At 59.7% G+C, this 26,091-nt stretch carries 23 protein-coding genes and 1 pseudogene; 12 read left to right on the forward strand and 12 right to left on the reverse strand.

The genetic code is table 11. The features are described 5' to 3' along the window. Positions 1-56: 56 nt before the first annotated feature. The 6 genes and pseudogenes from AC1D06_RS16110 to puuE form a co-directional block, all read right to left on the reverse strand. A pseudogene (locus tag AC1D06_RS16110) lies at positions 57-1,192 on the reverse strand (amidohydrolase). Positions 1,193-1,343: 151 nt separating this feature from the next. Then, on the reverse strand, positions 1,344-1,838 hold the full coding sequence (gene uraD / locus AC1D06_RS16115) for a 2-oxo-4-hydroxy-4-carboxy-5-ureidoimidazoline decarboxylase (protein WP_477874325.1): 495 nt from the start codon (positions 1,836-1,838) through the stop codon (positions 1,344-1,346). Positions 1,839-2,216: 378 nt separating this feature from the next. Next, positions 2,217-2,900 carry a calcium-binding protein gene (locus tag AC1D06_RS16120; protein ID WP_477987000.1) on the reverse strand — a complete coding sequence of 228 codons (684 nt, stop codon included), beginning with the start codon at positions 2,898-2,900 and terminating at the stop codon, positions 2,217-2,219. Positions 2,901-3,143: 243 nt separating this feature from the next. After that, positions 3,144-4,010 carry a calcium-binding protein gene (locus tag AC1D06_RS16125; RefSeq protein WP_477874321.1) on the reverse strand — a complete coding sequence of 289 codons (867 nt, stop codon included), beginning with the start codon at positions 4,008-4,010 and terminating at the stop codon, positions 3,144-3,146. 462 nt (positions 4,011-4,472) lie between these two features. Continuing rightward, on the reverse strand, positions 4,473-5,174 hold the full coding sequence (locus AC1D06_RS16130; RefSeq protein ID WP_477874319.1) for a calcium-binding protein: 702 nt from the start codon (positions 5,172-5,174) through the stop codon (positions 4,473-4,475). 405 nt (positions 5,175-5,579) lie between these two features. Beyond that, on the reverse strand, positions 5,580-6,497 hold the full coding sequence (gene puuE, locus AC1D06_RS16135) for an allantoinase PuuE (protein ID WP_477874317.1): 918 nt from the start codon (positions 6,495-6,497) through the stop codon (positions 5,580-5,582). A 205-nt stretch (positions 6,498-6,702) separates the two neighbouring features. On the opposite strand from puuE, the gene AC1D06_RS16140 reads away from it, so the two are divergent. Continuing rightward, positions 6,703-8,439: a calcium-binding protein gene (locus tag AC1D06_RS16140; RefSeq protein WP_477987001.1), complete on the forward strand. Its 1,737-nt coding sequence runs from the start codon at positions 6,703-6,705 to the stop codon at positions 8,437-8,439. 332 nt (positions 8,440-8,771) lie between these two features. Then, positions 8,772-10,448: a calcium-binding protein gene (locus AC1D06_RS16145; protein WP_477987002.1), complete on the forward strand. Its 1,677-nt coding sequence runs from the start codon at positions 8,772-8,774 to the stop codon at positions 10,446-10,448. 13 nt (positions 10,449-10,461) lie between these two features. Here the strand turns inward: AC1D06_RS16145 and AC1D06_RS16150 are convergent, their stop codons facing one another. Both AC1D06_RS16150 and AC1D06_RS16155 read right to left on the reverse strand, forming a co-directional pair. Continuing rightward, the gene (locus tag AC1D06_RS16150) at positions 10,462-11,883 is read right to left on the reverse strand and encodes a sensor histidine kinase (RefSeq protein ID WP_477987003.1); all 1,422 of its coding nucleotides are present in this window, start codon (positions 11,881-11,883) and stop codon (positions 10,462-10,464) included. Positions 11,884-11,937: 54 nt separating this feature from the next. Further along, positions 11,938-12,657: a response regulator transcription factor gene (locus tag AC1D06_RS16155; protein ID WP_477874309.1), complete on the reverse strand. Its 720-nt coding sequence runs from the start codon at positions 12,655-12,657 to the stop codon at positions 11,938-11,940. A 202-nt stretch (positions 12,658-12,859) separates the two neighbouring features. On the opposite strand from AC1D06_RS16155, the gene AC1D06_RS16160 reads away from it, so the two are divergent. The 6 genes from AC1D06_RS16160 (at position 12,860) to AC1D06_RS16185 (ending at position 15,505) form a co-directional block, all read left to right on the forward strand. Beyond that, a complete protein-coding gene (locus AC1D06_RS16160) occupies positions 12,860-13,147 on the forward strand; it encodes a hypothetical protein (RefSeq protein WP_477987004.1) in 288 nt (95 codons plus the stop codon). A gap of 27 nt (positions 13,148-13,174) precedes the next feature. After that, positions 13,175-13,618: a hypothetical protein gene (locus tag AC1D06_RS16165; protein ID WP_477987005.1), complete on the forward strand. Its 444-nt coding sequence runs from the start codon at positions 13,175-13,177 to the stop codon at positions 13,616-13,618. Between the two features lie 384 nt (positions 13,619-14,002). Further along, positions 14,003-14,320, forward strand: coding sequence for a hypothetical protein (locus tag AC1D06_RS16170; RefSeq protein ID WP_477874303.1), 318 nt, complete (start codon positions 14,003-14,005; stop codon positions 14,318-14,320). Further along, positions 14,317-14,520 (forward strand): hypothetical protein, encoded by a 204-nt coding sequence (locus AC1D06_RS16175; RefSeq protein ID WP_477874301.1) that lies wholly within the window; start codon positions 14,317-14,319, stop codon positions 14,518-14,520. The genes AC1D06_RS16170 and AC1D06_RS16175 overlap by 4 nt, the downstream gene beginning before the upstream one ends. Positions 14,521-14,984: 464 nt before the next feature. Then, positions 14,985-15,302, forward strand: coding sequence for a hypothetical protein (locus AC1D06_RS16180; RefSeq protein ID WP_477874299.1), 318 nt, complete (start codon positions 14,985-14,987; stop codon positions 15,300-15,302). Continuing rightward, complete coding sequence (locus tag AC1D06_RS16185; protein WP_477874297.1) at positions 15,299-15,505, forward strand: hypothetical protein; 207 nt, start codon at positions 15,299-15,301, stop codon at positions 15,503-15,505. The genes AC1D06_RS16180 and AC1D06_RS16185 overlap by 4 nt, the downstream gene beginning before the upstream one ends. A gap of 211 nt (positions 15,506-15,716) precedes the next feature. On the opposite strand, the gene AC1D06_RS16190 is transcribed toward AC1D06_RS16185, so the two are convergent. Beyond that, positions 15,717-16,886, reverse strand: coding sequence for an NAD(P)/FAD-dependent oxidoreductase (locus tag AC1D06_RS16190; protein ID WP_477874295.1), 1,170 nt, complete (start codon positions 16,884-16,886; stop codon positions 15,717-15,719). Positions 16,887-16,993: 107 nt separating this feature from the next. On the opposite strand from AC1D06_RS16190, the gene mnmC2 reads away from it, so the two are divergent. Continuing rightward, complete coding sequence (gene mnmC2, locus AC1D06_RS16195; RefSeq protein WP_477987007.1) at positions 16,994-17,701, forward strand: tRNA (5-methylaminomethyl-2-thiouridine)(34)-methyltransferase MnmC2; 708 nt, start codon at positions 16,994-16,996, stop codon at positions 17,699-17,701. A 362-nt stretch (positions 17,702-18,063) separates the two neighbouring features. On the opposite strand, the gene AC1D06_RS16200 is transcribed toward mnmC2, so the two are convergent. Both AC1D06_RS16200 and AC1D06_RS16205 read right to left on the reverse strand, forming a co-directional pair. Beyond that, a complete protein-coding gene (locus AC1D06_RS16200; protein ID WP_477874291.1) occupies positions 18,064-19,065 on the reverse strand; it encodes a calcium-binding protein in 1,002 nt (333 codons plus the stop codon). Positions 19,066-19,127: 62 nt separating this feature from the next. Further along, the gene (locus AC1D06_RS16205; protein ID WP_477874289.1) at positions 19,128-20,441 is read right to left on the reverse strand and encodes a calcium-binding protein; all 1,314 of its coding nucleotides are present in this window, start codon (positions 20,439-20,441) and stop codon (positions 19,128-19,130) included. 209 nt (positions 20,442-20,650) lie between these two features. Here AC1D06_RS16205 and AC1D06_RS16210 point away from each other — a divergent pair, with 209 nt between their 5' ends. The 3 genes from AC1D06_RS16210 (at position 20,651) to AC1D06_RS16220 (ending at position 24,262) form a co-directional block, all read left to right on the forward strand. Beyond that, positions 20,651-21,415 (forward strand): response regulator, encoded by a 765-nt coding sequence (locus AC1D06_RS16210; RefSeq protein WP_477874287.1) that lies wholly within the window; start codon positions 20,651-20,653, stop codon positions 21,413-21,415. Next, positions 21,412-23,430, forward strand: coding sequence for a PAS domain-containing sensor histidine kinase (locus AC1D06_RS16215; protein ID WP_477987009.1), 2,019 nt, complete (start codon positions 21,412-21,414; stop codon positions 23,428-23,430). The genes AC1D06_RS16210 and AC1D06_RS16215 overlap by 4 nt, the downstream gene beginning before the upstream one ends. Positions 23,431-23,824: 394 nt before the next feature. Then, complete coding sequence (locus AC1D06_RS16220; protein ID WP_477874283.1) at positions 23,825-24,262, forward strand: globin family protein; 438 nt, start codon at positions 23,825-23,827, stop codon at positions 24,260-24,262. 1,158 nt (positions 24,263-25,420) lie between these two features. On the opposite strand, the gene AC1D06_RS16225 is transcribed toward AC1D06_RS16220, so the two are convergent. Further along, a complete protein-coding gene (locus tag AC1D06_RS16225; RefSeq protein ID WP_477874281.1) occupies positions 25,421-25,846 on the reverse strand; it encodes a hypothetical protein in 426 nt (141 codons plus the stop codon). Between the last annotated feature and the right edge of the window lie 245 nt (positions 25,847-26,091).

A 26,091-nucleotide genomic window follows, 5' to 3' on the forward strand; every position in this document is an offset into this window, starting at 1 on the left:
CAATCGACCATGCGCGAAATTCGGCCGCTCCTCAACAACAGCCAAGCCCTCCAGTTCTAGCCAAGAATGCTCCGCGCAAGCCGCATGAACACGCGGGCGCCGATATCGATCAGCGCATCGGGGAAATCATAATCCGGATTGTGCAGGCCCGGTGTGCGCTCGCCGGCGCCGAGGAAGAACATTGCCGATGGCGCACCATGGCCGAAGCGGCCAAAATCCTCGGAAGCACGAAGCGGCAGCCCGCGCGCGTCGTGGCTGACGCCCTCGGCGTCGAGCGCGCGTACGAGATGATCGACGGCAACAGGCGCGTTCTCGCAATGCAGGAAGATGTCGTCATAGGAGACTGACAGCGCAAGCCCGCTGCGCTCTACGGCCTCGCGCGCCAGGGTTTCGGCTGCAGCGCAGAGCGCGTCCATGCGCTCGTCGCGCAGTGTTCGAAGTGTTGCCCAGACTTCGGCATAACCCGGTGCGATGCCGAAAGCCGGCTCGCCCATGGCCGCATGGGTGACGGTAACAAGAGCGAAATCCGGATCCGGCAGCTCACTGTTGGCGAGCGCAGTCAGTGCCGGCATCAGTGAGGCGACCGCAGCCATCGGCGAAACACCCTGGCATGCGCGGTCCTGCCGGTGAGCGCGATCCTCATGCCTCTCGAGGCACAGTTCACCACGCCTGCCATAAGCGCCGCATGTCCAAGCGGCATGCCCGGCATATTGTGCAGCGAAAACGATAGGTCCGGCCGGATCTCGGCAAAGCGCGGATCGGCAATCACCGCCGCCGCACCGGCGCCGTTCTCTTCGGCCGGTTGGAACATCAGCACCACACGGCCGCGCTTCGGGCGCTCGCGCGACAGGCCGCGGCCAAGTGCGGCGAGGATGGTCGAATGACCGTCATGGCCGCAAAGATGGCCCTTGCCTGATATCTCGGACTTGTAGGGGACATCGGTCAATTCCAGGATCGGCAGCGCGTCGATCTCGGAGCGGAAGAGCAAGGTCGGCCCCTGCCCCTCGCCGGCGAAAACGGCCGCGACGCCATGGCCGCCCAGGCCGGTCAGCACTTTGTCAGGTCGCATCGGCGCAAGAAAGGCGGCGACCCGCCTCGCCGTCTCCGCCTCCTCACCCGATATTTCCGGGAAACGATGGAGTTCATGGCGAAAGCCAATGAGGTCAACCATGTCGGCGCTGGTGAGAAACATCGGACTCCGGGCGTGGGATGGTAGCGAATGGCGAAGGTCAGTAGTCAGTAGTCAGTAGTCAGTAGAATGCGACCACGAATGAAATAAACAACCATTCTCCACCAATCGTTCGCCTCTAACTATTCGCTACCGGCTACGGACCACCCATTTCTCACTCGCCAAAACTCATGGCATTGAGCCTGAGAGCCGCGATCTTCTCCACCTCCTTGCAGGCTGTGTCGAATTCGACATGGCGGCTATTGTGGATGCGGTTCTCGAAGGCGTGCAGAATCTCGTCTTTCTTCAAACCCTTGACGGCGATGATGAAGGGGAAGCCGAACTTCGCCTGGTAGCGGGTGTTGAGATCGGTGAAGCGCTCGAACTCGGTTTCGGTCAGCCGATCGAGACCGGCGCCCGCCTGCTCCTTGCGACTGTCCACAGTCAGTTCACCCGCCACCGCCAGCTTGCCCGCGAGATCAGGATGGGCGCGCAGCACCATCAACCGCTCCTCTTCGGATGCGGCGCGAAAAGCACCCGACAGGATATGGTGCAGCGATTCCGCCGACAGATGCCGCGGCAGTTCATGCGCTTCGTAAGCACGCTGTGCGATCCAGGCGGAATGCTCAAAGACGCCGCCGAAGCGTGCGATGAAATCCATCTCATTCATGGCCGGTCTCCAGATTTTTCGAAAACGCGACGAATCTTGCCCAAAACGCGGGGGGAAACAGAATGAGAATTAGCGCCGCATCCGGCAAAAGTCGAGGTGAATTGAGACCCCTCAACAGGCCTCTGTGAGGCTGTGGCGATTCAGCTGGCAAGGCCCGCGGTTGCGAGCTGCAGCAACGGGTGCCAACATGGATCAAGACCCCGATCAACGCCTCGGCCGCATTGGTCAAGTGAAGCCGAACAGCTTTCGTCGCCGCTCGGCCCGTTTAAGGCCGGCCAGTCCTCCAGCAATAATCGCCAGCCGGCGCGCTCGCGCAATCTGAAATCTGGCGAACTCCGCACAGACTTTATGCGGCCAGAAAGGGCTGTTGTTTTGCGCTCATATGACAAAATCGGCGGATGTGATCTCGGACGCCTTGACGTGCAGCAGCGTCATCGTGCTGCCGTCGGCCATGGTCAGGACCACGCCGTCATCTGACTTGGCGACATCAATATCCTTGAAGTTGCCGACAATGTAATCCTGCTTGCTGCCACCGCCATTGGCGTCGAAATCGTCGACGACGTCGCTGTCGGGCGAGAAAAGGAACTGGTCGGAACCGGCGCCGCCATGCATGTGGTCATGGCCCTTGCCGCCGTAGATCTGGTCGTTGCCTTTGCCGCCGTCGATTGTGTCATCGCCCATGCCACCGGTCAGGTAGTCATTCGTGCTCGATCCGGTGATCTTGTCGTTGCCGGCATGGATCATGTCGAGGAATATCTCGACGCCATTGGTGCCGGTCAGGGTCTTGGTGAGCGACTTGGCGCTGAAATCACCGTCGGTGACGGTGACCATCGCTTCGCCATCGCTGTTTTCAAAGGATATGGAATGAATGGTGCCGGTGAAGCCGTGCTTGCCATACTGAAAGCCGGTGCCCGAAAAAACGATGTGCTCGCCGCCATTCGTGTCCGTATATTCCGCATGCGTGCCGGAGCCTCCCTTGTCGAGCTTCAGTGTTTGCTCATCATAGATCGCAGCGAGACTGCCGAATTTGCCGAGCAAGGGGGTAAAAGTGAATTTTGCCATGATCGCCTCCCGGGTTCGCTTCTCGAGGAAGCACGAGCAGCAACGATAATCGTTGCGGCCGCCCCTGCCAAGCGGCGGTGCCAGCCCTGAAGCCTATCGATTCCCGACCATGCGCTGCAGGCGTCTCCCACCCGCAGTCAGATGGGCGGCGCGAGGCTGACGCAGTGATTGGCTGGCTGAATGGAGGCCGCCGCAGCCCGCTTGCCACGGCGGCTATGAACCACGTCGCCTCCGTCGGTTTTCTTAATACTGGAAGAAATTATCGGCTGTCAGGTGGTGATGCTTGCCGATATCGGCGATCTCCTCCAGGCCACCCGATTTGCTGCCATTGGCGTCGTAATAGACGATGCCGTTGTCGGAATCGTAGAGGATTCTGACAGCAGCGGTCTTGGCATCATGGCCGGCACCGGCCTGGAATTCACCAGCCACCATATGATGCGTCACGGCACCGCCAAAGCTGTCCGCCGGACCGGTTCCCTTGATGCCTTTGAAATCCACGTCGTTAAAGGCAAGCCGGTCGTCCGTGTCGTTGAAATCCTTGACGGTGTCGAAATTTTCAGCCGTCGCCTTGGTGTTGAACAGGAACGTGTCCTTGCCGGCGCCGCCGATCATGGTCTCGTGGCCATCGCCGCCGATGAGAAAATCATCGCCATCCTGGCCCTTCAGCACATCGTCGCCGAGACCGCCACCGATCATATTGCGCTTGTTGTCGCCGATCAGCGTGTCGTCGTAACCGCTGCCGTTGAGGATTTCGATATTCTTGATGTTGAGCGTGTTATCGCCGTTGCGGTCGGTATAGTGGAATGTGTGCTGCGTCAGCGAAAAGGTGATCGGCCGAAAGACATAGGCGAAGCTGATGCAGTTGTTGCCGGCACCGCCGTCGACCGTGTCCTTACCGGAAGACACGTAGATGATGTCGTCGCCTGCGTCGCCGAACAGTTTGTCGTCGCCCCAGTCGCCCGAGATCACGTCATCTCCATTGCCGCCATGAATCGTGTCGTTGCCTTGCAAGCCGTAAAGATGATCGCCACCGCCCAGACCCGAGATCTCGTCGCCGTCGCGCGTGCCGCTGATGTTGTTGTCGTTGCCGTCCCCGGTCTTGTTTGCCATTGGCGTCTCCTGATGAGGCGTCATTATTGGAAATGAGGCCATGCGGATCGATCCGCATTCAATATTAAGAAAAGCGGGGCAGGACCCGCCGTGAAGGCTTCAAAAAGCGTCGACGACCCATCGAGGATAGAACGCCGCCGCGACGAAAAAAGAGTGGTGGCCGCGCTGATCCGGAAAAGCCGGCACGGTCACCACTTTACGTCTGTCGAAGCATTCTTGTGACGGTCGGTACTGGAGGTTTATTCGCGCAGGACGGCAAAAAGCCGGCGCGATCACCGCAGGAAGGGCAAGAGGGTCAAACGCAGAAAGCCGGCAGCGCCCTTTTGTGCGCTGCCGGATATATGCTCGGCCATCTTCTCAATCATCATTGTCCGCGTCGTCAGAAGACAACGCACGACGCATCGATCTCGTTTGAAAGCCGCGGCCGATGGGTACCCGGACGCTTTGCTTGCCCAACCGCCGTTACATCACCGTCTGGAAATCCGCCTGCGTAATGTGGGACTTGGTGGCGTGTTCAAGCGTGAGCACGTCGCCGCCCTTGAAGTCGATTTCAACGACACTGTGGTCCACCTGCTTGATCTTCAGGACATCGGCGAAATTGGCGTCGATATAATCCTGGTTGAGGCCGCCGCCATCGGCATCGAAGTCCCGGATCGTGTCGTGACCGTCGCCCTTGTTGAAGACGAAGATATCAGAGCCGGTGCCGCCATAGAGCATGTCGTCGCCCTTGCCGCCAGCCAGAATATCGTTGCCGCCATTGCCCTTGATATTGTCCGCACCGCCAAAGCCGTATAGCGCATCGCCGTTTGCAGAGCCGACGAAAGTGTCCGCCTTGCTAAGCGCGATCTGCAAAGCCTTTTCGACACCCTTGTCATGCAGCGCCTCGATGATCTTGGCGGCATCGAACGTGCCTTGAGTGACGCTGATGAGCGAGGCCTTGTCACTGTTTTCGAAATTGATCTTGGTGATCGTGCCGGCGGTGATCCAGCCGTCAGTATATTCGAAACCGGTGCCGTTGAGCACGATGTGGGCATTGCTGGTTTCGTCGGTGTAGACCGCCTTATCCGACATGGTGGCCTTGTCAGGAAACAGCTTCGAAGAATCGTAAAAGTCCGCCGGGTTGCCGAGTTCACCGAGCAGGTCGCTGATGACGATTTTGGCCATTGATCTTATCTCCCATGTAAGGACGCCGGATATCGTTGATTTTCGGGAATGCTCTACGGTTGCCCGTTGTATTGGTTGCAGGCGCCTGTCCGAAAGAGCATCGCTCAGAAGTCGTGATTAAGTCAAGGTTAACCCAAAACCGCGACTTGAACACAGGACGTTCGACCCTCGGCTTTTCTTCGGGGTGGAAGAAAAAAGAACATATGTGCTGGAATGAAGCCCGGGAATGGGGCAGTCGGCGGGAGAGGTCGCCGCTTTGAGCGCCGGATGGACATCCTCCATTCCCAGCATGTTTTCGGAAGCTGCCCAGCCCTGTCCAATTCGGAGAACCCGCAAGTTGCGACGCAATTCTCAGGCGCGCCGCCGACGCTGAAGGCCGGTTCCGCGGTGGCGGAGGTGCTCTCCTCAGGCCGGCTTATGATGCTCGTGCCAATGGCGGGCGATGTCGATGCGCCTTGGGATCCAGACGCGATCGTGCTTCAAGACATAATCGATGAAGCGGCGCAGGCTCGCGGCACGGCCGGGCCGGCCGACGAGGCGGCAATGCAGGCCGATCGACATCATCTTCGGCGAACCTTGTCGCCCCTCCTCATAGAGCGTGTCGAAGGCATCCTTGAGGTAGGCGAAGAACTGGTCGCCGGAATTGAACCCCTGGGGCGTGGCGAAGCGCATGTCATTGGTTTCGAGCGTATAGGGAATGATCAGGAACGGCTTGCCGCCGAGGTCGGGGACCCAGAAGGGCAGGTCGTCGGAATAGTTGTCGGAGGAATAGAGGAAACCGCCCTCCTCCATGACAAGCCTCAACGTGTTGACCGAGGGCTTGCCCTGATACATGCCATAAGGCCGCTCGCCGGCCACCTCAGTGTGCAGCCGCACCGCATCGAGGATGTGCCGCCGCTCGGCCTCTTCGGAAAAATCCTTGTATTCCAGCCACCTGTAGCCGTGGCTGGCAATCTCCCAGCCGGCCTCGTTCATCGCTGCCACCGCATCCGGATTGCGGGCCATGGCAAGCGTCACGCCATAGACGGTGACCGGCACGTTCATCGAGGTGAACATGCGATGCAGCCGCCAGAAGCCGGCGCGCGAGCCATATTCGTAAATGCTCTCCATGTTGAGATTGCGCTGGCCCGGCCAAGGCGCGGCCCCAACGATCTCCGACAGGAGGTTTTCCGAGGCCGCATCGCCGTCGAGAATGCAGCTCTCGCCGCCCTCCTCATAGTTCAACACGAACTGCACCGCGACATGCGCGCCGCCGGGCCATTTCGGATCGGGGATGTTGCGGCCGTAGCCGATGAGATCGCGGGGGTAGGAAGTGTCGGGCATGCTTTTTCCTTCGCTTTTCCGGCAAACTAAAAGCGGAAGACGTATTTGTCGAGAGTTTGCCATGCTTGGCAGTCGATGCTTCGACAGAGATCAACCCTGCGGCATTCTATCGCACACCACCCGCCGTCCGTCAGCTTGTATGCCTGCAAATACAACGCGATAAAGGCTACAATGCAGAACTGCAGGATGCGCATGAGGGACGCTGATGACCAACACGACCGGTCTCGTCATCCAGGGGGGTGACGATGACGATGAGCTGAACGTGAAAATCGACTGGAATCAAAACGGGACCGCCACGGTCTACAACGTCATCTATGGCGGCGGCGGCAACGATCGGCTGAGCGGCCAGACGAGCGACTTCGAGCCCTATGCAACCCGGTTCGGCTTGCAGCTTTTCGGTGAGGACGGCAACGACGCACTCTTGGGCTCCGGTGGGAAAGACACGCTTTCCGGCGGCGATGGAAACGATACGATTCACTATTTGGGAGGAGACGCGGTCGTCGACGGCGGCAGCGGACGCGATGTCCTCGACGTCGATACTTATGCGACGCTTTCCGCCGCCAAGCTCTCCACGACAGGCATCGAAGAGATCGATTTCACAGCTGAGACCGTCACGGTTGGCGACCTCGATTTGTCCCATTTCGTCCTTCGCAATAAGGCAGCCAATGCCGACGTTTTCCAAATGGTGTTCACGCACCAGGCGACCGTCGAAGACTTGGATTTCATAGGCCGTCATTGGCATCTCACCGGATCTTCCGCCGACGATCTCTTCGATGTGTCGTCGTCACGCGTGCCGCTGTGGATCTCTGCCGGTAAGGGCGATGACACGATCCAAGGCGGTGATCAGAACGATGATCTTCGTGGTGAAGCCGGCAATGACATTATTTTTGGCGGCGGCGGCGACGATTGGATGTGGGAACAGAAAGGCACGGACACGATCCATGGCGGCGACGGCAACGACAGGATCACTGTCATCCAGCAACAGTCGGGCATCGTGACCGGAGATGCCGGCAACGACACGATTGATCTGACGGCAAACAAATCAACGCTCGTGGACGGCGGTAGCGGAAACGACAGATTCGTCCTCCAAGGAAATGCCGGAGACCTTCTCATACAGGGCGGCGATGGCCGCGACACAATCGACATCGACCGTGACGCCGACCTTTCGCAATGCAAGATCGGCGGCGTCGAAACGCTGATGGTGACGCCCTACAACAATTTCAAACTGACCATTGCCGCCACCGCGCTCGAGCACATACAATCCGTCAGCGGAGATTTGTTTTCGATCCATCTTTCAACCGCCGCCGATTTCCACTGGAACCCAGCCGGGAACGCCAAGCAGTATATTGACCTCTACGGTTCAGATGAGAACGACCATATCGATATGGGCGCTTCACGCATCAACTGGTCCGTGAATGGTGGCGACGGCAACGACAGACTTGTCGGCGGCATTGGTATCGAGGCCCTGCAGGGCGGCAATGGCGATGACGCATTATGGGGCAATGGCACGCAGGACAAGCTGAATGGCGGCACCGGCGACGACACGATCCGCGAATACGGCGGCCTGGCGACGGTTCACGGCGGCGTGGATAACGATACTCTCTACGCGTATGGCGCCAAGGCCTATCTCTTCGGTGACGATGGCGACGATACCCTGGTGGCCACATATGGCCTGGACTACATGTATGGTGGCGACGGAAACGATAGCTTCGTCTTCTCCAACGCGACAGGAGGGGCGATTATCTACGATTTCGACAGGCAGGGGCACGATGTGATCGACTTCTCGCGCGTCACCACGATCAAGAATTTCCAGGACATGATGTCCAACCACATCAAGACGATCGATGGCGTGCATGCGGTGTTCATCACCTTTGGCCACAGCGAGATCGCCATTAACCACGTCAAGACTGCAGACCTCCAGGCATCCGACTTCGTTTTTTGACGTCCACGCAAGCGCTGCACCTTGTCTCTGCGTCGGCGGCGGCATGGTCTGCGCCTGGCCTCGACACTGACCCTGCGACAGCACCTATCTTCTACCTATAGGTGCTATCGATATCTGGCCGTACGTGACGCAATGGTTCGCCGGTGTGGCGTTCTGCCATACCGGCCTCGATCTCGGTCAGCTTGCGTAAGCTTGAAGGCAACAGGATAAAAACGGCAATGTAAAATCGTAGAGCGCCCCAACCGGAGAGCGTCCAGCAGGCAACATCGCGACGCGCGCAGAACCAAAACAACTCGATCTCGAAGACCAAGTGAAGAAGGGCAAATACCGACATGACCGATATAACGGGCCTGGTCGTTCAAGGTAACAACCACAAGAACCGACTCAGTGTCGAAGTCGGAGAATCGTCCGGCGGTGACAGGTTAATATACAACGTGATCGACGCGGGCGGTGGCAGCGATACGCTTTGGGGGGACTATAACGGGAAGATAACGATATCCAAGGTTTATGGCGCCCAGCTTTTCGGCGAAGATGGCAATGATGACATCACGGACTCGGTTGGAAACGACACGTTGAGCGGCGGAGCCGGCGACGACCTCATTACCTACGAGTACGGCAAGGACGTGATCGACGGAGGCGATGGAGAAGACACGCTGAAGGCGGTCGGCAAGGTTCTGGCATCCGACGGCCTTGCCATCACCGGCATCGAAAAGCTCTATATCGCCAACAACGCGAAGATCGGCGATCTGGACCTGACGCAATTCGATTCGATAGTCAGCCTCAGCATCCTTTCGTTTAAGCGTCCAGCCACGATCGACGACGTCAATTTTGCCGGCAGCCACATAGACCTGGTCGGCACCGCTTTCGACGATCACTTCGACGTCTCAAATACAGCCACACGGTTCACYATTTCCGGCGGAGGAGGTGATGACGTGATGGTCGGCTCGCAACGCGGGGACTACCTCAGCGGGCAGGCCGGAAACGACACACTTACTGGCGGGTCGGCAAACGACTCGATCACGGGCGGGGCTGGTGACGATATCGTCAACGGCGCAGGTGGCAATGATTACCTGTTCGACAACCACGGCAGCAATACGATTCACGGCGGTGAGGGCAATGACCGACTGGTGGTCACCGAGGCCGGACACGACCGGTTCTATGGCGACGACGGCAATGATGTGATCACTCTAGGCGCAGGCAAAGGTACTGCCGAGGGCGGCGCGGGCGATGACAGTTTCGTCGAGAATTTCTATGGCGTACACGGACGTTGGTCGCTCAACGGCGGCACAGGCGAAGACCGTCTCTATGCCAGCGGCGACGTTGCTTCAGATTCGAAGATCAACAGCGTCGAGCAGCTATATCTCCAGGGAACTTTGACCATCGATCCTAAACTACTGGACTCATTCGCCGGAGTGCATGATGCCGCCGGTCATGAGATAAATTTTTCGCACGGTGGTGATTTCACTTGGAAGAAGGTGAAAGACGATCTGTCCAGCACGGCGACACTGCATGGCTCCGTGGCCACCGATCACATCGATCTCAGCGCTTCGAACGGCCTCTGGTTCGTCGATGCCAGCAACGGCAATGATACTGTCATATTGGGCAAACATCTCGATAGCGGGTTTCCGGAATACAATACTGCCTTGGGCGGCAGCGGTGATGATTGGCTGATGGGGGGAGCGTCAGATGATCTCCTCTCCGGTGGCAGCGGTGACGACGTGCTGATCGGCACTGCTGGCACTGACGGCATGGACGGCGGCGAAGGCAAAGATACCTTCGTCTTCACAGAGATACGCGGGCAAACGGGGATCGATGATTTCACCGCCAAAGGCCCCTCTCACGATGTCATTGATCTTTCGGCCGTCAAATCAGTGAGAAACTTCAGCGATCTGATGATGCATCACACCGTTCAATATGACGGCTATCTCGTAGTCTGGTTCGGCCATAACAACATCTTCCTCGAGGGGATTACAGTGAAGGATCTCAATGCGTCTGACTTCCAGTTTTGAAGCAGGCGCCCCCTCACCCTTCCGCCAGCGGCAGCGTAATTTCCGCCCGCAATCCCCCTTCCGGCCGGTTGGCCAGTTCCAACTGGCCGCCGTGGCTGCGGGCGACGCTATCGGTGATGGCGAGGCCGAGGCCGGTGCCGCCGGTGTCCTTGTTGCGGGAGGATTCCACCCGGTAGAACGGCTTGACGACGTTTTCGAGTTCCTGCGGCGGGATACCCCTGCCGTCGTCATCGACAGTGATTTTCACCCAGCCATCAGCCGAGGCGATCGAGACGCGGGCAACACCGGCGTGGCGAATGGCGTTTTCCACCAGGTTGGTGACGGCGCGGTTGAGGAAGGTGGTGTTGGCCCGGACGACCGCGCGCATGCGTCCGGCGGGCTGCGCGGTGAATGTCGCTTCGGGATAATTGTCGCAGATGTCCAGGACGAGCGAGGCGAGATCGACCTTGTCACGGGGCGCCGTCGCACTTTCGGCGCGGGAAAATTCGAGGACCGAATTGACGATATGCTCGATCTCGCGGATATCCGATTGCAGGAGCTGCACCGGCTCGCTTTTGGCCAGTTCCAGGCGGATTTTCATGCGGGTGAGCGGCGTCCTAAGATCGTGGGCAAGGGCTGCGGCCAAGTGCTCACGCTCTGAAATATAGTCTTTCAGCCGCCCCTGCATGGCGTTGATGGCGCGGATGACCGAGCGGACTTCGTAGTCGCCGCGTTCGAGGATCGGCGGCGCATGCAAGTCCTCACCCAGTTGCCGTACTGCCCGTTCGAGGCGCCTGTAGGGCCAGACGAGCTGGCGCACCGCCCAGAAGCAGATGATCAGCGGCACCGCGGCGACCAGCGCATAGATATAAAGGTTGTCCGTGGTCAGCGGCGTCGTACGCGGCGACTTGCGGATGATGAAATTGATCCAGTCGGCGTCGGCCATCTTCATCGACGCAGTGAAATAGCCTGACGCGCCAAAACTTTGCGCCTCGCGGGCGAGATCGGCTTCGATGCCCTCATCGCCGCTTTCACCGTGCAGCACCAGGCCCTGTCCCTGCGACAGCTTGTTGTTGTCATATTCGGCGATGCGAAGATCGGTGACGCCGTTGGTGGCGAGCTTGGCGGTGAGGATGTCCTCAAGCTCGGCCATCTCGTCGTCATCGGCGATGATGTTGGCGACGGCCGGAGCATCGTCGATGGTCACCGCCAGAAAGGCGGACTGGAAGCCGCCGATCAGTTCACGGCGCTTGTCGGTCGGCTGGCTGGAGACGGCGCGTGCAACGCCGGAAATCCGCTCGGCGAGGCGGAAGAGATCGGCCGTGCGCAGATTGTCCTCGACCGAATAGGTGGCGATCAGCAGGGTGACGACTTCGAGTGCGATGACCGCGGCAACAACGATGATCAGTGCCCAGGCGGCAAAGGATCGGGGCAGGAAGCGCGCGGGGTTACCCATGTCTTGTCCGTTCTGCAAATGTGTCGGCTTATGCCCTCAACGCCGCCGATCGCGTCAACGACGTTCGACCGGCGCCTGCAGTGCATAGCCGACATTGCGGATGCTGGCGATGTTGAGCGAGCAATTGGCGTTTTCCAGCTTCTTCCTCAGGCGGCTGACGAGCACGTCGACGCTGCGGTCATAGACATCGGAGCCGATGCCGGAGACCAGTTCGAGGATGTGGGCGCGCGATAGCGGCCGATTGGCATTGCGCACGAGAATGGTGAGCAGCTCGAATTCGGCATAGGTAAGACTGATCAGCACGTCGTCGGGGCTAGCGAAGCGGCGGCGGTCGACATCGAGCGTCCAGCCGTCGAGCTTATAAGTCTCGGCCGCGCGCTGCGCCTCCGTGGGCTGGGCCTGCTGGTGCCTGCGGATCACCGCGCGCACGCGCGCCAGAAGTTCGCGTGGCTCGAAAGGCTTTGCCACATAGTCATCGGCGCCGATTTCCAGGCCCGCGACGCGGTCGGCGAGGTCGCTGACGGCTGTGAGCATGATCACCGGAATGGCAGTGGTCTGGCGGATCATGCGGCAAAGATCGAGCCCGCTCGCATCAGGCAGCATGATATCCAGCAGCACCAGGTCGATCTCTTCGCGGGCGAGTTCGCGATGCATCTGCGCCGCAGAGTACGCAGTGATGACTTCGAAGCCGTGCTTCTGGAAATAGAGCGTGATCAACGAACAGATCTCCTGGTCGTCGTCGACGATCAGCAGTCTGGGGGATGCACCCGACATAATCTCAATCCGTGTTTTTGGCGAAGTAAACTGACTGAGCCGGCAAATGCAAGCGTTTCGACACTGGCCAGCGATTCCATAGCCCGTCAGCCGGTTACAAATGGAAATATCAGTGCAACAAAATTCTGAAAACCCGAAATCGGCCTGAGACAACATCGCTCTAAAACGGTTGTCGGGCGATGAGCCAAGGAACCCGGAACAGATGTCAACCGTCGGAAAATATTCAATCCCATCGATCGGCATCGTCCTGGCCACCCTGCTCGCCGCATCTTCCAGCACGGCAGGCACAATCGGCCAGACGCGATGCCTGATCCTCGACCGGCAATTGTCGGGTGTCACACGCACTGCCGACACGACCACTCCGTTCACCGTCAGCGAACTCGCCGAAAAGGCGCGAGGTCTCTGCTCCCGGGGCAAGACCGCCCAGGGGCTGCGCGCCTACGCCAAGGCGCTGACGCTGGTGGGCAGCCGAGCCGCACTTCCGTTATGATCAACCTCACTCCCTAAGGAACATGCCATGAAGACCCTCTCTGCTCTCGCACTCGCCGCATCGCTCGCCGTCGGCACGGCCCTCGCTATGGCCCCGGTCGCCGAAGCCGCCACCACCACCGTGAAGCCGGCGACCACCACCACGGTCGTGGTCAAGAAAAAGGTGATCAAGAAGCATCATCATGTAGTCCGGCATCATCGTGTCGTCCATCATCGCCATGTCGTCGTCGTGCACCGTCACGCAGTCAAGCCGCATCACGTCGTCGTGCATGTCCATGCCGCCAAGCCGCACCATGTCGTCGTGGTAAAGCATCACGTCGCCAGGAAGCATGTCGTCGTGGTGAAGAAGCACCATGTCGTCAAGAAGCATGTTGTGGTGGTCAAGAAGCACCACGTCGTGAAGAAGAAGGTGATCGTCACCAAGAAGACCGCAGCGGCCACGGGCAGCGTGCTGACCGCCAAGAAGGCTTAAGCACGATCTTGCAGAACTGATTTCTCCCCGCCGTTTGACGAGAGGAGATATGAAGCCAAGCGGATGAGGGAGGCAAGCCTGCTTTGTCCGCTTTTTCGTCGCTGCCCTTCGGCACCAGTCCAGACTCGCCAGCGAGCATGACCTTGAGAGGCGCGCCTGATTTGATTCGGCACTTACATCAAGCAAAAAACGGACGAGCGCTCGTCTTGCCTCGTCCGTTTCTTCCCATCTGTGGCAAACTGGAAACACGTTTATTTTCAACGACTAATGTTTGACACATCGTGCAACAAACCGGCAATAAATTTCCGAAAACCGGCAATCGGGGCGAGACAATCGCTGATTAGAAAAGTTGCCGGGCGATGAGCCAAACGGAATCAGGATCGCATGTCAGTCGTCGGCACACAATTCGGCAAAGTCATCGGCGCTGCTTTGATTTCGTTCCTCGTCGCGTCGTCCAGCATCGCGGGAACGATCGGGCAAAAGCGGTGCATGATCCTCGACAAGCAATTGTCGGGTCTCGTGCACAAGGCCAAAAACCCGGTCCCCAGATCTGTCAGCGACCTCGCCGAAAAGGCGCAGTCTCTGTGCTCCAAGGGCAAAACCGCCCAAGGGCTCAGGGCCTATGCCAAAGCGCTTAAGATCATGGGTAGCCAACCGGTCTTTCCCTCTGAACAACAAACCAACGCAAGGAACAAGTCATGAAGTCTATTTCTGCTCTCGCTCTCGCCGTCTCGCTCGCTCTCGGCTCTGCCGTTGCCATGGCTCCGGTCGCTGAAGCCGCCACCACCACCACTGCTGCCAAGCCGGCCGCGACGACCGCCAAGAAGCCGGTCGTGAAGAAGAAGCATCACGCCAAGAAGAAGCCGGCTGCCAAGAAGCCGGTTGCCAAGAAGGCTTCCTAAGCTCCTTTGATATGACTTCGGTCGGAGCTCGTTTTCCCGGGCAGGTGCAGTTTAGCCCGGGAAAGATTTGAGATCCGGCGGCCCTCGGCACATCTCTACCCTTGCCGACCCCCAGGGCCAGCCGGACTTCCTGCCCGACCGATGGTCGACTGGCGGATGAAGCGGATCGCTCCGCTTCATCCGTTTTCGTTTGAAGTCACGTCCTAATGATCCCGCCTGAAGCGCATCGCATATTTATGGCATCGCATATTTATGGATTGACGGGACGCGCTTTTGTCTCTTTGTTTCCGCGCAGATCATCATCCCGATACCCGGGACCACTTTTGAAAGACATGCTGCATCGCGGGAAGTTTTTGTCATATCTCGCAACAAATCGGCAATAAATTTCTGAAAATGCGCAATCGGCAAGAGACAATTTTCCATTAAAACGGCTCCTGGGCGATGAGCCAAACGGATCGGGAACCATGTCAGTGGTCGGCACAAAGTTCGGTAAGGTCACCGGAATTGCCCTGGTCTTGTGCCTCTTCGCGTCGTCAGGGATCGCAGGAACGATCGGGCAAAAGCGGTGCATGATCCTCGACAAGCAATTGTCGGGTCTCGTGCATAAGTCAAAGACCCCTGTTCCCAGATCCGTCGACGACCTCGCCGAGAAGGCACAGTCGCTGTGTTCCAAGGGCAAGAGCGCCCAAGGGCTCAGAGCCTATGCAAAAGCGCTTAAGATCATGGGTAGCCAGCCGGTCTTTCCCTCAGAGCAACAACCCAACGCAAGGAAAAAGTCATGAAAACCTTCTCCGCTCTCGCAGTCGCGCTCTCGCTCGCTCTCGCGTCCACCGTCGCCATGGCTCCGGCCGCCGACGCTTCCACGATGGCCAAGAAGCCGGCTGCCGCCTGCATGACCAAGGACAAGAAGCCCTGCCCGAAGAAGCACGTGAAGCACGCGATGAAGAAGCCGGCTGCCAAGGCGCCGGCCAAGAAGGCCTCCTGATCCTTTTGACATGACTTCGGTCGGCGCTTGATTTCCCGGGCAGGTGCAGTCAGCCCGGAAAAGATACTAGATCCGGCAGCCCTCGGCACATCTCTCTACCTTTGCCGAACCCCAGGGCCAACCGGACTGCCTGCCTCGACCGAAGGTCAACTGGCGGATGAAGCGGATCGCTCCGCTTCATCCGTTTTTTGTTTGCACATCGTGGTGATTGTTACGGCCGAAAAGTCTTCGACGGTACATCGATCTCCCGCTCGATCTGGCCAGCAAGCGTGAAGTTTGCCGGGAGACCAGCGGGTGTCCTGCCGAGGGCGTAATCGAGGGCCGCAGCGGCCAGCTTATGCGCCATGCCAAACGAGATCTTGAAGCCGCCGGTCAGTGCGATAACGTTCGGCCGGCCCGGTACGGGACCGATCATCGGGTCGCGGCCGATCGCCTTGGGGCGAAGGCCCGCCCAGCGTTCGATCACCGGGGCATCGCGCAGTGCCGGCACCAGCGCCCTCGCCCGCACCACGATGTCGTCGAGCTGATCGTCGGTCGACACGGGATCGGCGTAGTGGTTCTCGCTCGTCGAGCCTATGGCAACGCGGCCATCCTCATGCGGCACGACATAAAGGCCATCGAGAAAGGCGACAGGCAGGTTCGGATCGAGGTCGGCGCCGAGCAGTGCAGCCTGCCCTTTGACCCCCTGTCCCAGCGGCTTGGGCAACTGCGGCATCAGGCTTTCGAGAATCGGAAAGCTTTCCGCCCCGGCTGCGACAAGAACATAGTCAAAACGGATCTCCCTCCCGCAAGCGAGCGTCGCCCGGCCGGATATCGGATCGAGGCGCCCCACGGCCGTGTTCTCCAGAAGCGTCACATTCGGCCGACTGGACAGCCACGCCCTGAGGAGGGCGATCAGATCTCGGGGGGCAAGCCGCGCGGCCAGCGTGTCATGCACATAGCCGGCGGCGGCGAATTCCGCGGCGATATGGTCTTCGACCGGAGGCGTATCGACGACATGCCAGAAGAAGCGGTGGTCGCCCTGATGCCAATTGGCGAGCGCGTCGACCTGATGGCGCAAAGCGATCGTCCTGAGATGCGGCTTGGGCAGTGGAATGATCCGGCCGCTGCGGCGAAAGCCGGCGCTCAGGCCCGTCTCCTGTTCGAGCCGTAAGAGTTCCTCAGGCAGCGTGGTGAGTGCCTCATATTGGAACCGCTTCTTGTCGTCCCAGCGATCGGGCATCCAGGGAAACATGGCGCCCATCAGCCCGCCGCTTGCACCGCCGCCGATACGGCCCGCCTCGACGAGGGCTACGGTGAGGCCGGCATCGGCCGCTTTCACCGCGCTCCAGAGGCCCATGACGCCACCGCCGATCACGAGGATGTCGGTCAGGTCAGGCATGGATGGTCCAGGTGGCGCAATGATGAGACCTGTCTCTGACTGATCGTCCTGAGTGACATCCGGCCACCAATTGACCGCGCCTGCAAAGGCCTCTATCGCCTGACGTCATGGACAAGGAAACTGAAAATCCGGGCACGCTGAACCTCGAATGGATCGATGGCGATATGCCCTATTCGACGGCGTTTGGCGACCATTTTTATTGCCGCGAAGATGGGCGCGCCGAATGCGGCCATGTCTTCCTCGCCGGCAACGGCCTGCCGGAGCGCTGGGCGGAGGGCGGGCTGTTCCGGATCGGCGAACTCGGCTTCGGCACAGGTTTGAATTTCTGCGAGACCTGGCGGGTGTGGAAGCAACATCACGGGGACGCTTCCCGGCTGCATTTCGTCTCCTTCGAACTCCATCCCATGCCGCGTGAGGCGATCGCCAGAGCGCTCGGGCGCTGGCCGGAGATCGAGGCGGAGCGACAGGCTCTGACCGCACACTGGCCGGATCTTCCACACGGCATCGTCGATCTCGATATGGCTGAGGATGTCCGCCTGACCGTCGTCTGCGGGCCGGCGCCCGCCAATGTAACAGCAAGTGCGGAGGCGTTCGACGCCTGGTATCTCGACGGCTTTGCGCCATCACGCAATGGCGATATGTGGTCGGGGGAATTGATGCAGGCCGTCTTCGACCACACGCGGCAGGGAGGCTCGTTTGCCACTTATGCCGCAGCCGGTTTCGTCAGGCGCAATCTCGTTGCCGCAGGCTTTGACGTGGAGCGCCGGCCGGGTTTTGCCGGCAAGCGGGAAATGCTTTGCGGCGTCAAGCCGTAGCCGGACCCAGCCTCCCGGCCGGGTAACCACGTGGCAATCGCGCGAAAAATTCGCAAACGACCATGCAAAGACCCCGGCGGGGAGGCTCGTCCCGCCGGGGTTTGTTCGGGATCACGCCATCCCGATATCGGCAGTTGGAACCAACGAGGGGCTGCCGAACTCTTTGGAAATCGACGTTGGAAAGATCCAACACCGCTTCCTTCCAATAATGCCATCCTGCTTCTTTGACGTTTCGGATGAACTTCGCAAAAGCGTTTCAAGCGTTTCAATTGTTTCAGTTTTTCCGCTGAAGCCAAACCGTCGAAGAAAACTCGGGAGGGGTACCGGCCTGCAAAGGCAGGCCATGGCCGTATCTCGATTTCTTATCCGAAAAAGAAGTCGCCCTTTGCCAGGTGATCGGCCTCGACATTGTGCAGTGTCAGCACATCACCGCCACCAAAGTCGATCACCGTGTCCTTGCCATCCTGATGCATAAGGGCGGCGAGATCGGCGAATGTGCCGGCATTCGAAAGGCCATCGAGTTCGATCTGGTCGTGCTGTTGGTGTTTGAAGTCCGTGATCGTGTCGGCCCCATCACTGACCTTGAAGACGAACAGATCGCGGCCGCCATGGCCGGTCAGCCGATCATGGTCGGCGCCACCGGCCAGCACATCGCTCTGGGCGCCGCCGATCAGCCGGTCCCTGCCTGTACCGCCGTCGACGACGTCACTGGCGGTGCCCTGACGCCCGTCATAGAGGTCGTTGCCGCCGTTCAACTGCACGACACCCGTGATTGTGCCGCCATTGACGATCTTCTCGCTACCCTCGCCGCCAAAGACGGCGATCTGATTGGAGATGATCGAGCCGGTGTTTTGAAGCGTGCCGTGCTCGCCAGACTGTGTGTTGAAAGTGACGCCGCCGTGCTTGCCGTTGACCGCGCCGGCATTCGTGAAGGTGATGTCATCGCCTTGGAAATAGGTGGCATAATAGGAACTGTGGATCGTTCCGTCATTCATGACCTTGCCGTCCGTTCCGAGATAGGCCAGACCAACCATGCCGCCGGAGACCGTGCCATGCACGTTGATCTTGCCTTCGGTCATGTAGGCAACGATGCCGTTGGAGGACGCCTCGACCAGGCCGGTCTTTGCGACCGTGATCGCCGAGCCGGTGACGTATTGCGCGGTGTTGCCCAGGACAAGGCCGCTATTGGCTCCCGAGAGCGAACCGGCAAGCGTGACCACGCGGTTGTTGGCGCCGGAAGACGCATCGAAGTCGACTTGGCCGCCCTTGCTCGAAATCGTCACGCCCGCATCCATGACATAGGTCGTGTCGCCCGCGGAGGCGTCATAGGTCTTGTTCTGGCTATGCACTTTCACTGTATTCATTGGGATTCTCCTTGCGGAAAGCGGGGGTAGGCAGGATCGTTCCATCGATCCGGCTGGTTAGGTCAGAAAAGAAAATCACCAATTTTCAGATCGGCGAGGTCGGTATGGGCGATCGTCAGCACGTCGCCGCCGCCAAGATCGAGCACCACGTCAGCGCCATCCTGGCTGGCATGCGATTGAACCTCGGCAAAGGAACTGATGCCTCCGATACCATGCAGATTGATGTGATCCTCGCCCGACTGAAAGTCGGTGATCGTGTCATGGCCATACGCCTTGCCAAACAAGAAGGTGTCGGCGCCGGCGCCACCGGTCAGCAGATCCTTGCCGCCCACACCGTTGAGCGTGTCGTCACCCTTGCCACCGGATAGATGGTTGTCGCCCTTGTCGCCGTAGAGCCGGTTGTCGGCGGCATTGCCCACGCCATCGATGTCTCCATGTCCGGCGAGGTGGAGATCTTCAAAATTCGCGCCGAGATGGAAGTCGACGCTCGATTTGACCGTATCGGTGCCGCCGCCCTTGCCTTCGAAAATATCGATGTCATCCTTGGCGACCCTGTAGAAGTCGTTGTCGGCGCCGCCGGTCAAGCTTGACTTGCCGAATGCGCCGTGGCGGAGGTCGAGGATATCGCTGCTGCCGCCGAGGTCGACATTGCTGTCAATACTCGAACCGGCTTTCAACAGCAGGCTGTCCTCACCGTCATACGTGTAGATGTCGCCCGTGATTTTGCCGGAATTGACGATATTCTCGTTGCCGTCACCGCCGAGGAATGCCGTACCACCCGATATCTCACCGGCATTATTGAAAAGATCGGAAACGCCGGCGGCGTTGTTGACCGTTATCGCTGCATACGTCGTCTTGATCAGGCCGTGGGCGTAGTTATAGATGGTGGCATCGGAGTCCATCAGCAGGAGCCCGTGCGCGCCGCTGACGAAGCCCCAGTTTTCAAAGCCACCGTGGGCGATGCCGCCGCCTGTGCCCAGGAAAGCGATATCCCCGTCAGTGTTGTCGCCGAAAATGTAGCCGTAGTTCTTAATCGTGTCAGTGCCGTTGCCGGTCACTACCGCATACTTGCCGCCGGAGGAGATCTCGCCTTTGTTGATCAGCGCAGGGTTGTTGCCATAAAGGGCGATGCCGTTGCCGTAGGAACTCACCTCGCCCTTGGCGCCAATCCAGATCTGGCTGTTGTCGCCCTCGTTGTCGATGCCGAGCAGCATCCCCGAAACCGAACCGTTGATCCGCAGGACGGTGTCATCATAGCTCTGGACGATGCCGGTGTTGATCGAAGTGATCTTGTCGACGGCATTCAAAGTCCAGGTATCGCCGGCTTCCGTGGTCATGAACCCGGTATTGGAACTGTCGATTGTCTTGTAATCCACGCTTTTCGCCTTTCGCTGGCCGTGCTACTTGCGAAAAACACGTTTTGACGCGCGGGCTGCATCGCTCGATTTTTGTTTCAATTGTTTCAGCGGCCGTGTTACAAAAATAGACACCCACCACAATCCGTCATCCTGGCGAAGATAAGGATAGGGCGCGTCTCACAAATGCTGTAAGGCAGTGTCGGGGCGCCGCAACCAGGAGAGATTCTGTGGCGGAACAGGGTGAGAAGGCCAATATCATCGTCGTCGACGACGAGGAGCATCTGCGTGATCTGGTGGCCGAATATCTGGCCGGCCAGGGCTTTGCCGCGCGCGCCGCATCCGGCGGCCGGGCACTCGATACGATGCTTGCGGAAAAAGCCGCCGACCTCATCCTGCTCGATGTCAACATGCCGGAGGAAGACGGCTTTTCGATCGCCCGAAGGATCAGAGCCCGCACCGCGATTCCGCTGATCATGCTGACCGCCGCCGACGATGTGATCGACAAAGTGGTAGGGCTCGAAGTCGGCGCCGACGACTATGTCACAAAACCTTTCGACCTGCGCGAACTGAAAGCCCGTATCCGCGCCGTGTTGCGCCGCCGTCAGCCGCTGCAGCCGAGCGCCAAGCCGGCCGCACCGCCCTTGCCGACAGGAGCTCCTGTGGCCGAGCGTGCACCGCTCGTGCCGTTCGGCAGGCTGCTCGTCGACCGCGACGGCCGGCGGCTACTGACTGAAGACGGCCGCGAGGAGCCGGTGACGACGATGGAATTCGACTTGATCGAGGTCTTCCTGGACAATCCCTATCGCGTGCTGTCGCGCGACCGGCTGCTCGACCTCGCTCATCGCAAGAACGACGATCCGTTCGACCGCTCGATCGACATCCGCGTCACGCGGCTGAGAAAGAAGGTCGAGGCAGATCCTTCCAAGCCGCAGACGATCAAGACCGTGCGCGGCGCGGGCTATCTCTATTCACCGGCAAGCAAGGCGACATGAACGGCACGCTCGACATCAACGAAATCGGCACTTCGAAAACGGTTGGTCCCGGGCTTGGCCTCACCGACCTGGCACTCCTGACCGCCGTGTTCGACAGCGTACCGGGCCGCGCCGTGCTCATCGACACCCATCTCACCTATCAGTTGGTGAACCAGGAATTCCTCGACTTTGTCGGAAGGGCCAGCGGGTCCGTGATCGGCAGCACCGTGGGCGAGGTGCTCGGCGAGGATGTCCTCGCCGCCTACGCGCCACTCACCGAGCGGCTGTTTGCCGGCGAGGCTGTTCGCTGGGAGGGTTGGGCCGACTACGGCGCCTTCGGCCGGCGCTATGTGCAGGAATCCATCACACCCTATCGTCCGGCGGGCGCGGCCGAGGTGGGCGGAATCATCGCCATCTCCCGCGATCTGACCGAGCTCAAACTGCACGAACAGGAACGTGCCGAACAGTCACTCCGGCAGGCCGAGAGCGACGCGCTGCATAAGGCCGTGGTCGACACTTCACTCGACTGCATTATCATCATCGACGGCGAGGGCTCGGTGGTCGATTTCAATCCGGCAGCGGAAAAGCTGTTCGGTCACAGCCGGAACGAGGCGATCGGCCGTGAAATCGCGTCGTTGATCATTCCCGAGGCCTATCGCGCCGCCCACCATGCAGGGCTCGCGCGCTATCTCGCCAGCGGCCGAACCAGTGTCATCGGCCGGCGCGTCGAAATGGAAGCGATTGCCAAGAATGGCCAGTTGATCCCGGTGGAGCTGGCGCTTGCCGATGTCAGCACCGGATCGAAGCGCTTCTTCACCGCCCATATCCGCGACCTCACGCCGGCCAAGACGGCGCAATTCGAGATCGAACGGCAGCGCGAGGCGCTCTACCAGAAGGAAAAGCTGGCCGCCTTGGGCTCACTGCTCTCCGGCGTGGCGCATGAGCTCAACAATCCGCTGTCCATCGTGCTCGGCCAGGCGATGATGTTGAGACAGAAAGTGAGCCACGAGGCGGCCACACTGCCCGCCGCCCAGGATCTTGCTGAACGGGCACTGAGGATCGAAAACGCTGCCAACCGCTGCGCCCGCATCGTCAAGACCTTCCTCGCAATGGCCCGTCAGCGCAAGGCCGAACGCAACTATGTCTCCCTTCCGGCGGTCATCCGCGATGCGGTCGAACTGCTCGCCTACAGCCTTAAGACCAGCGATGTGACACTCTCGGCCGAAGTCGATCCGACACTGCCCGAAACCTTCGCCGACGCCGATCTCCTGCATCAAGTCCTGGTCAACCTGATCGTCAATGCCCGGCAGGCGCTGGAGGAGAAAGGCGGAGCAGAGCGTCGCGTCATCCTCAAAGCCGTTCATGACACCCAGACGAACACGATCGTCATTACCGTGCGCGACAACGGCCCCGGCATTCCGGCGACGATCCGCAACCGCATCTTCGACCCATTCTTCACCACCAAGCCGCAGGACCACGGCACCGGCATTGGGCTCGCCGTGTCGCGTGGCTTGATCGAGGCGCATGCTGGTACCCTGGAGCTTGCCCGGCCGCAGCCGAAGAGCGGCGCCGAATTCGTCATCCGCCTGCCCATAGCCGGTCGCGACACGGCGGAAGCGCCGATCGAAGAAGCGGTGTCGCCGACGACACCAGCTGCGGTGCGACAGGCCACAGTGCTCATCGTCGACGATGAGCCCGACCTCGCCGAACTGGTCGCCGACATCGCTGCCGGCCACGGCTACCGAACGCTGATCGCGCCGAGCGGGCGCGCCGCCCAGGCGCTGATTGCTGAAGACGGTGAAGCGGTCGAGGCGATCCTTTGCGATATCCGCATGCCGGATGGAGACGGTCCGGCGCTCTACGACTGGCTGTCAGCGCATCGCCCGGCGCTGATCCACCGCATCGGCTTCGTCACCGGCGACACGCTCGGGCCATCGGCCGGACGATTCCTTGCGCGGACGGGCTGTCCTGTCATCGAGAAGCCGTTCACGCCACAGGACATCGGCGGGGTGTTGGAGGCGTTGCTGAGGGGATAGGGCCAGGCGACGGCCCAATTTCCAGTTCGAGGCCGTCAGTCCCTTCGAAAGCCCGATCGTTGGAAACGAGCACCATGCCTTGGGCAATCGCATGTGCGGCAATCTGCATGTCGTGCGGCTGCAGCATCCAGCCGTCTCTCTCCAGGCAGCACGAATGTCGCCCCAAACACGCACGACATGCACCTCCCACGAAACCCGGCCGGCAGCCGCCCCGCCTGGCTGCGGCCATTCTTGAAGATCTTGGCGGTCCGGGTCGTCGCGGCCTCTTTTGCTATATTCCATCGCACTTCATCGGAAACAATTGAAACAACAAAGTCGTCTGTCAGAACTCCTGCAGAAACACCGCCCTGTCACAAATACCCCATCAGACAATCACGACGATGGGATATCGATGATGAACGAACAGACGATCAGAATTCTGGAGACAACTTTCGCTGAGGTCGCACGCAAGAGGGAAGCGGCCGCGGCGCTGTTCTACGAGCGGCTCTTCGCGCTCGACCCGTCGCTCCAGCGCCTCTTTCTCAACGCCGACATGAAGGATCAACAGATCAAGCTGATGGCAGCGCTTGGCTTCGTCGTCGGCGGCCTGCGCGATCTCTCCAAGGTCGTGCCGGTGCTCGAAAGCCTGGGCGCCAAGCATGTCGCCTATGGGGTCGAAGACCAGCATTATGAGACGGTTGGCGCGGCACTGTTGCAGACGCTGTCGCTCGCCTTCGGCGAACAGTTCACACCCGAAATTCGCGCAGCCTGGACGGCTGCCTATGGCACCGTCAGCGGTGTGATGATCGAAGCCGCCCGGCGCGCGGCAGGCGCGGCGCAGGCGGCGGAATAGACGATTCCCGGACGGGGATCGACGGCCGGCGCCCTGGCACCGCCCTACAGGGCGCCGGATAATTCAGGCCGTGAAGATGAAGTCGCCGGCCATGACATCGGCATAGTCACGAGAAGCCGTGATCTCGCCGCTCCCATCGCTGTCATGCAAATCGCACCGTAGCTGACGGCGTTGATGGCAGCGTCCGTTACCAACTTTTACAAGCTGTTACACAATTCTTCTACCTCTGATGAGTCGTATTTGCGCCATGTCAAATACRTCCGCCGCGATACGTCATAAAACCATATTCGACAAGTTGATCGAAGATGTCGCTCAAGGCTTTGGTTCTCCGGACTACCCCTCCGGAGTGGCGGCCCGAAGCCTACCTCTCCTCCCAGGCGATGGGTCATCTGTCTTGCGCAGCCGGTTGGCGGAACCGGCTGCGCCCCTTATTCAGAACGAGGCAAGGGCCGGCTGTGCGACAAGCACGCCGGCCTCTTCGTTTTCGATTAAACTTCTGAAATAAAACGGAGACGCAGCCTCGCGGCTGACGTGAGCCGCGTCACCTTCTCGTCACCAACCTTTACAAGTTGTTACAAAATTCTTCTACCTGTGATGAGTCATATTTGCGCCATATCAAATACATTCGCCGTGACACCTCATAGAACCATATTCGACAAGTTGATCGAAGATGTCGCTCAAGGCCTCGGTTCTCCGGATTACCCCCCGGAGTGGCGGCCCGAAGCCTACCTCTCCTCCCAAGCGATGGGTCATCTGTCTTGCGCAGCCGGTTGGCGGAACTGGCTGCGCCCTTATTCAGAACGAGGCAAGAGCCGGCTGTGCGAGGGGCGCACGCCGGCCTCTTCGTTTTCGATTAAGTTACTGAAATAAGACAGGGACATGGCGTTATCGCTGGCGCCAGCCGTGTCATCCTCCCGTCACCAACTTTTACAAGCCGTTACACAATTCTTCTACCTCTGATGAGTCGTATTTGCGCCATGTCAAATACATCCGCCGCGATACGTCATAAAACCATATTCGACAAGTTGATTGAAGACATCGCTCAGGCTTCGGTTCTCCGGACTACCCCTCCGGAGTGGCGGCCCGAAGCCCACTCCTCCCAGGCGATGGATCATCTGTCTTGCGCAGTCAGTTGGCGGAACCGGCTGCGCCCCTTATTCAGAACGAGGCAAGGGCCGGCTGTGCGACAAGCACGCCGGCCTCTTCGTCTTCGAAGAGCGGGTCGCCCAGGGCCATCCCCCGCGGGGACCAGATGCCTGAGCCGCCGCGATCTGTTCGCGAAAACCGAGCGATTTCACTCGCATTGCGGTCTTCGTAGTAAAATAACGAGATTTGCGGCATATCAAGTTGCGGCCGGACGAATCTTGCTACCACGCTTCCGCGACAGCCAGGATCCTTGGCCTTCAGCTTCGGCTCCGGCGCGAGCCGGGAGTGGCGGCCCGAAGCAGAACCCTCTAAAGTGATCCAGGCAGGTTGCCATGCGCGGCCGGACGGCGGAACCGGCCGCGCATTTCGATATAGCGAGGCCTTGTGACCGGGTGCGGCAAGCACGGCCGGCAGCTTGTCGTTGAAAGACGGCGGCACCTCGTTTTTGTCCGAGGATCGAGCCGGCCGAAATTTCCGACAATTTTGAGACAAATCAATGCAACCGGGGTTTGCCGGGCCTATAAATATGCTCGACATGCTGATCGGCGTAACTCGTTGACGAGAAGACCAGGCTACCGGCAAAGGCCGGGACAAACAGGCTGGAGCGACCCGCGCGAAATCTGTAGCGATCACGATGTCCGGAATGCGGAAGTGGATGTGCCCCTATTTATAAGTGCAGTGCA

The sequence above is a fragment of the Rhizobium sp. P2_G2 genome, from assembly GCF_056403555.1.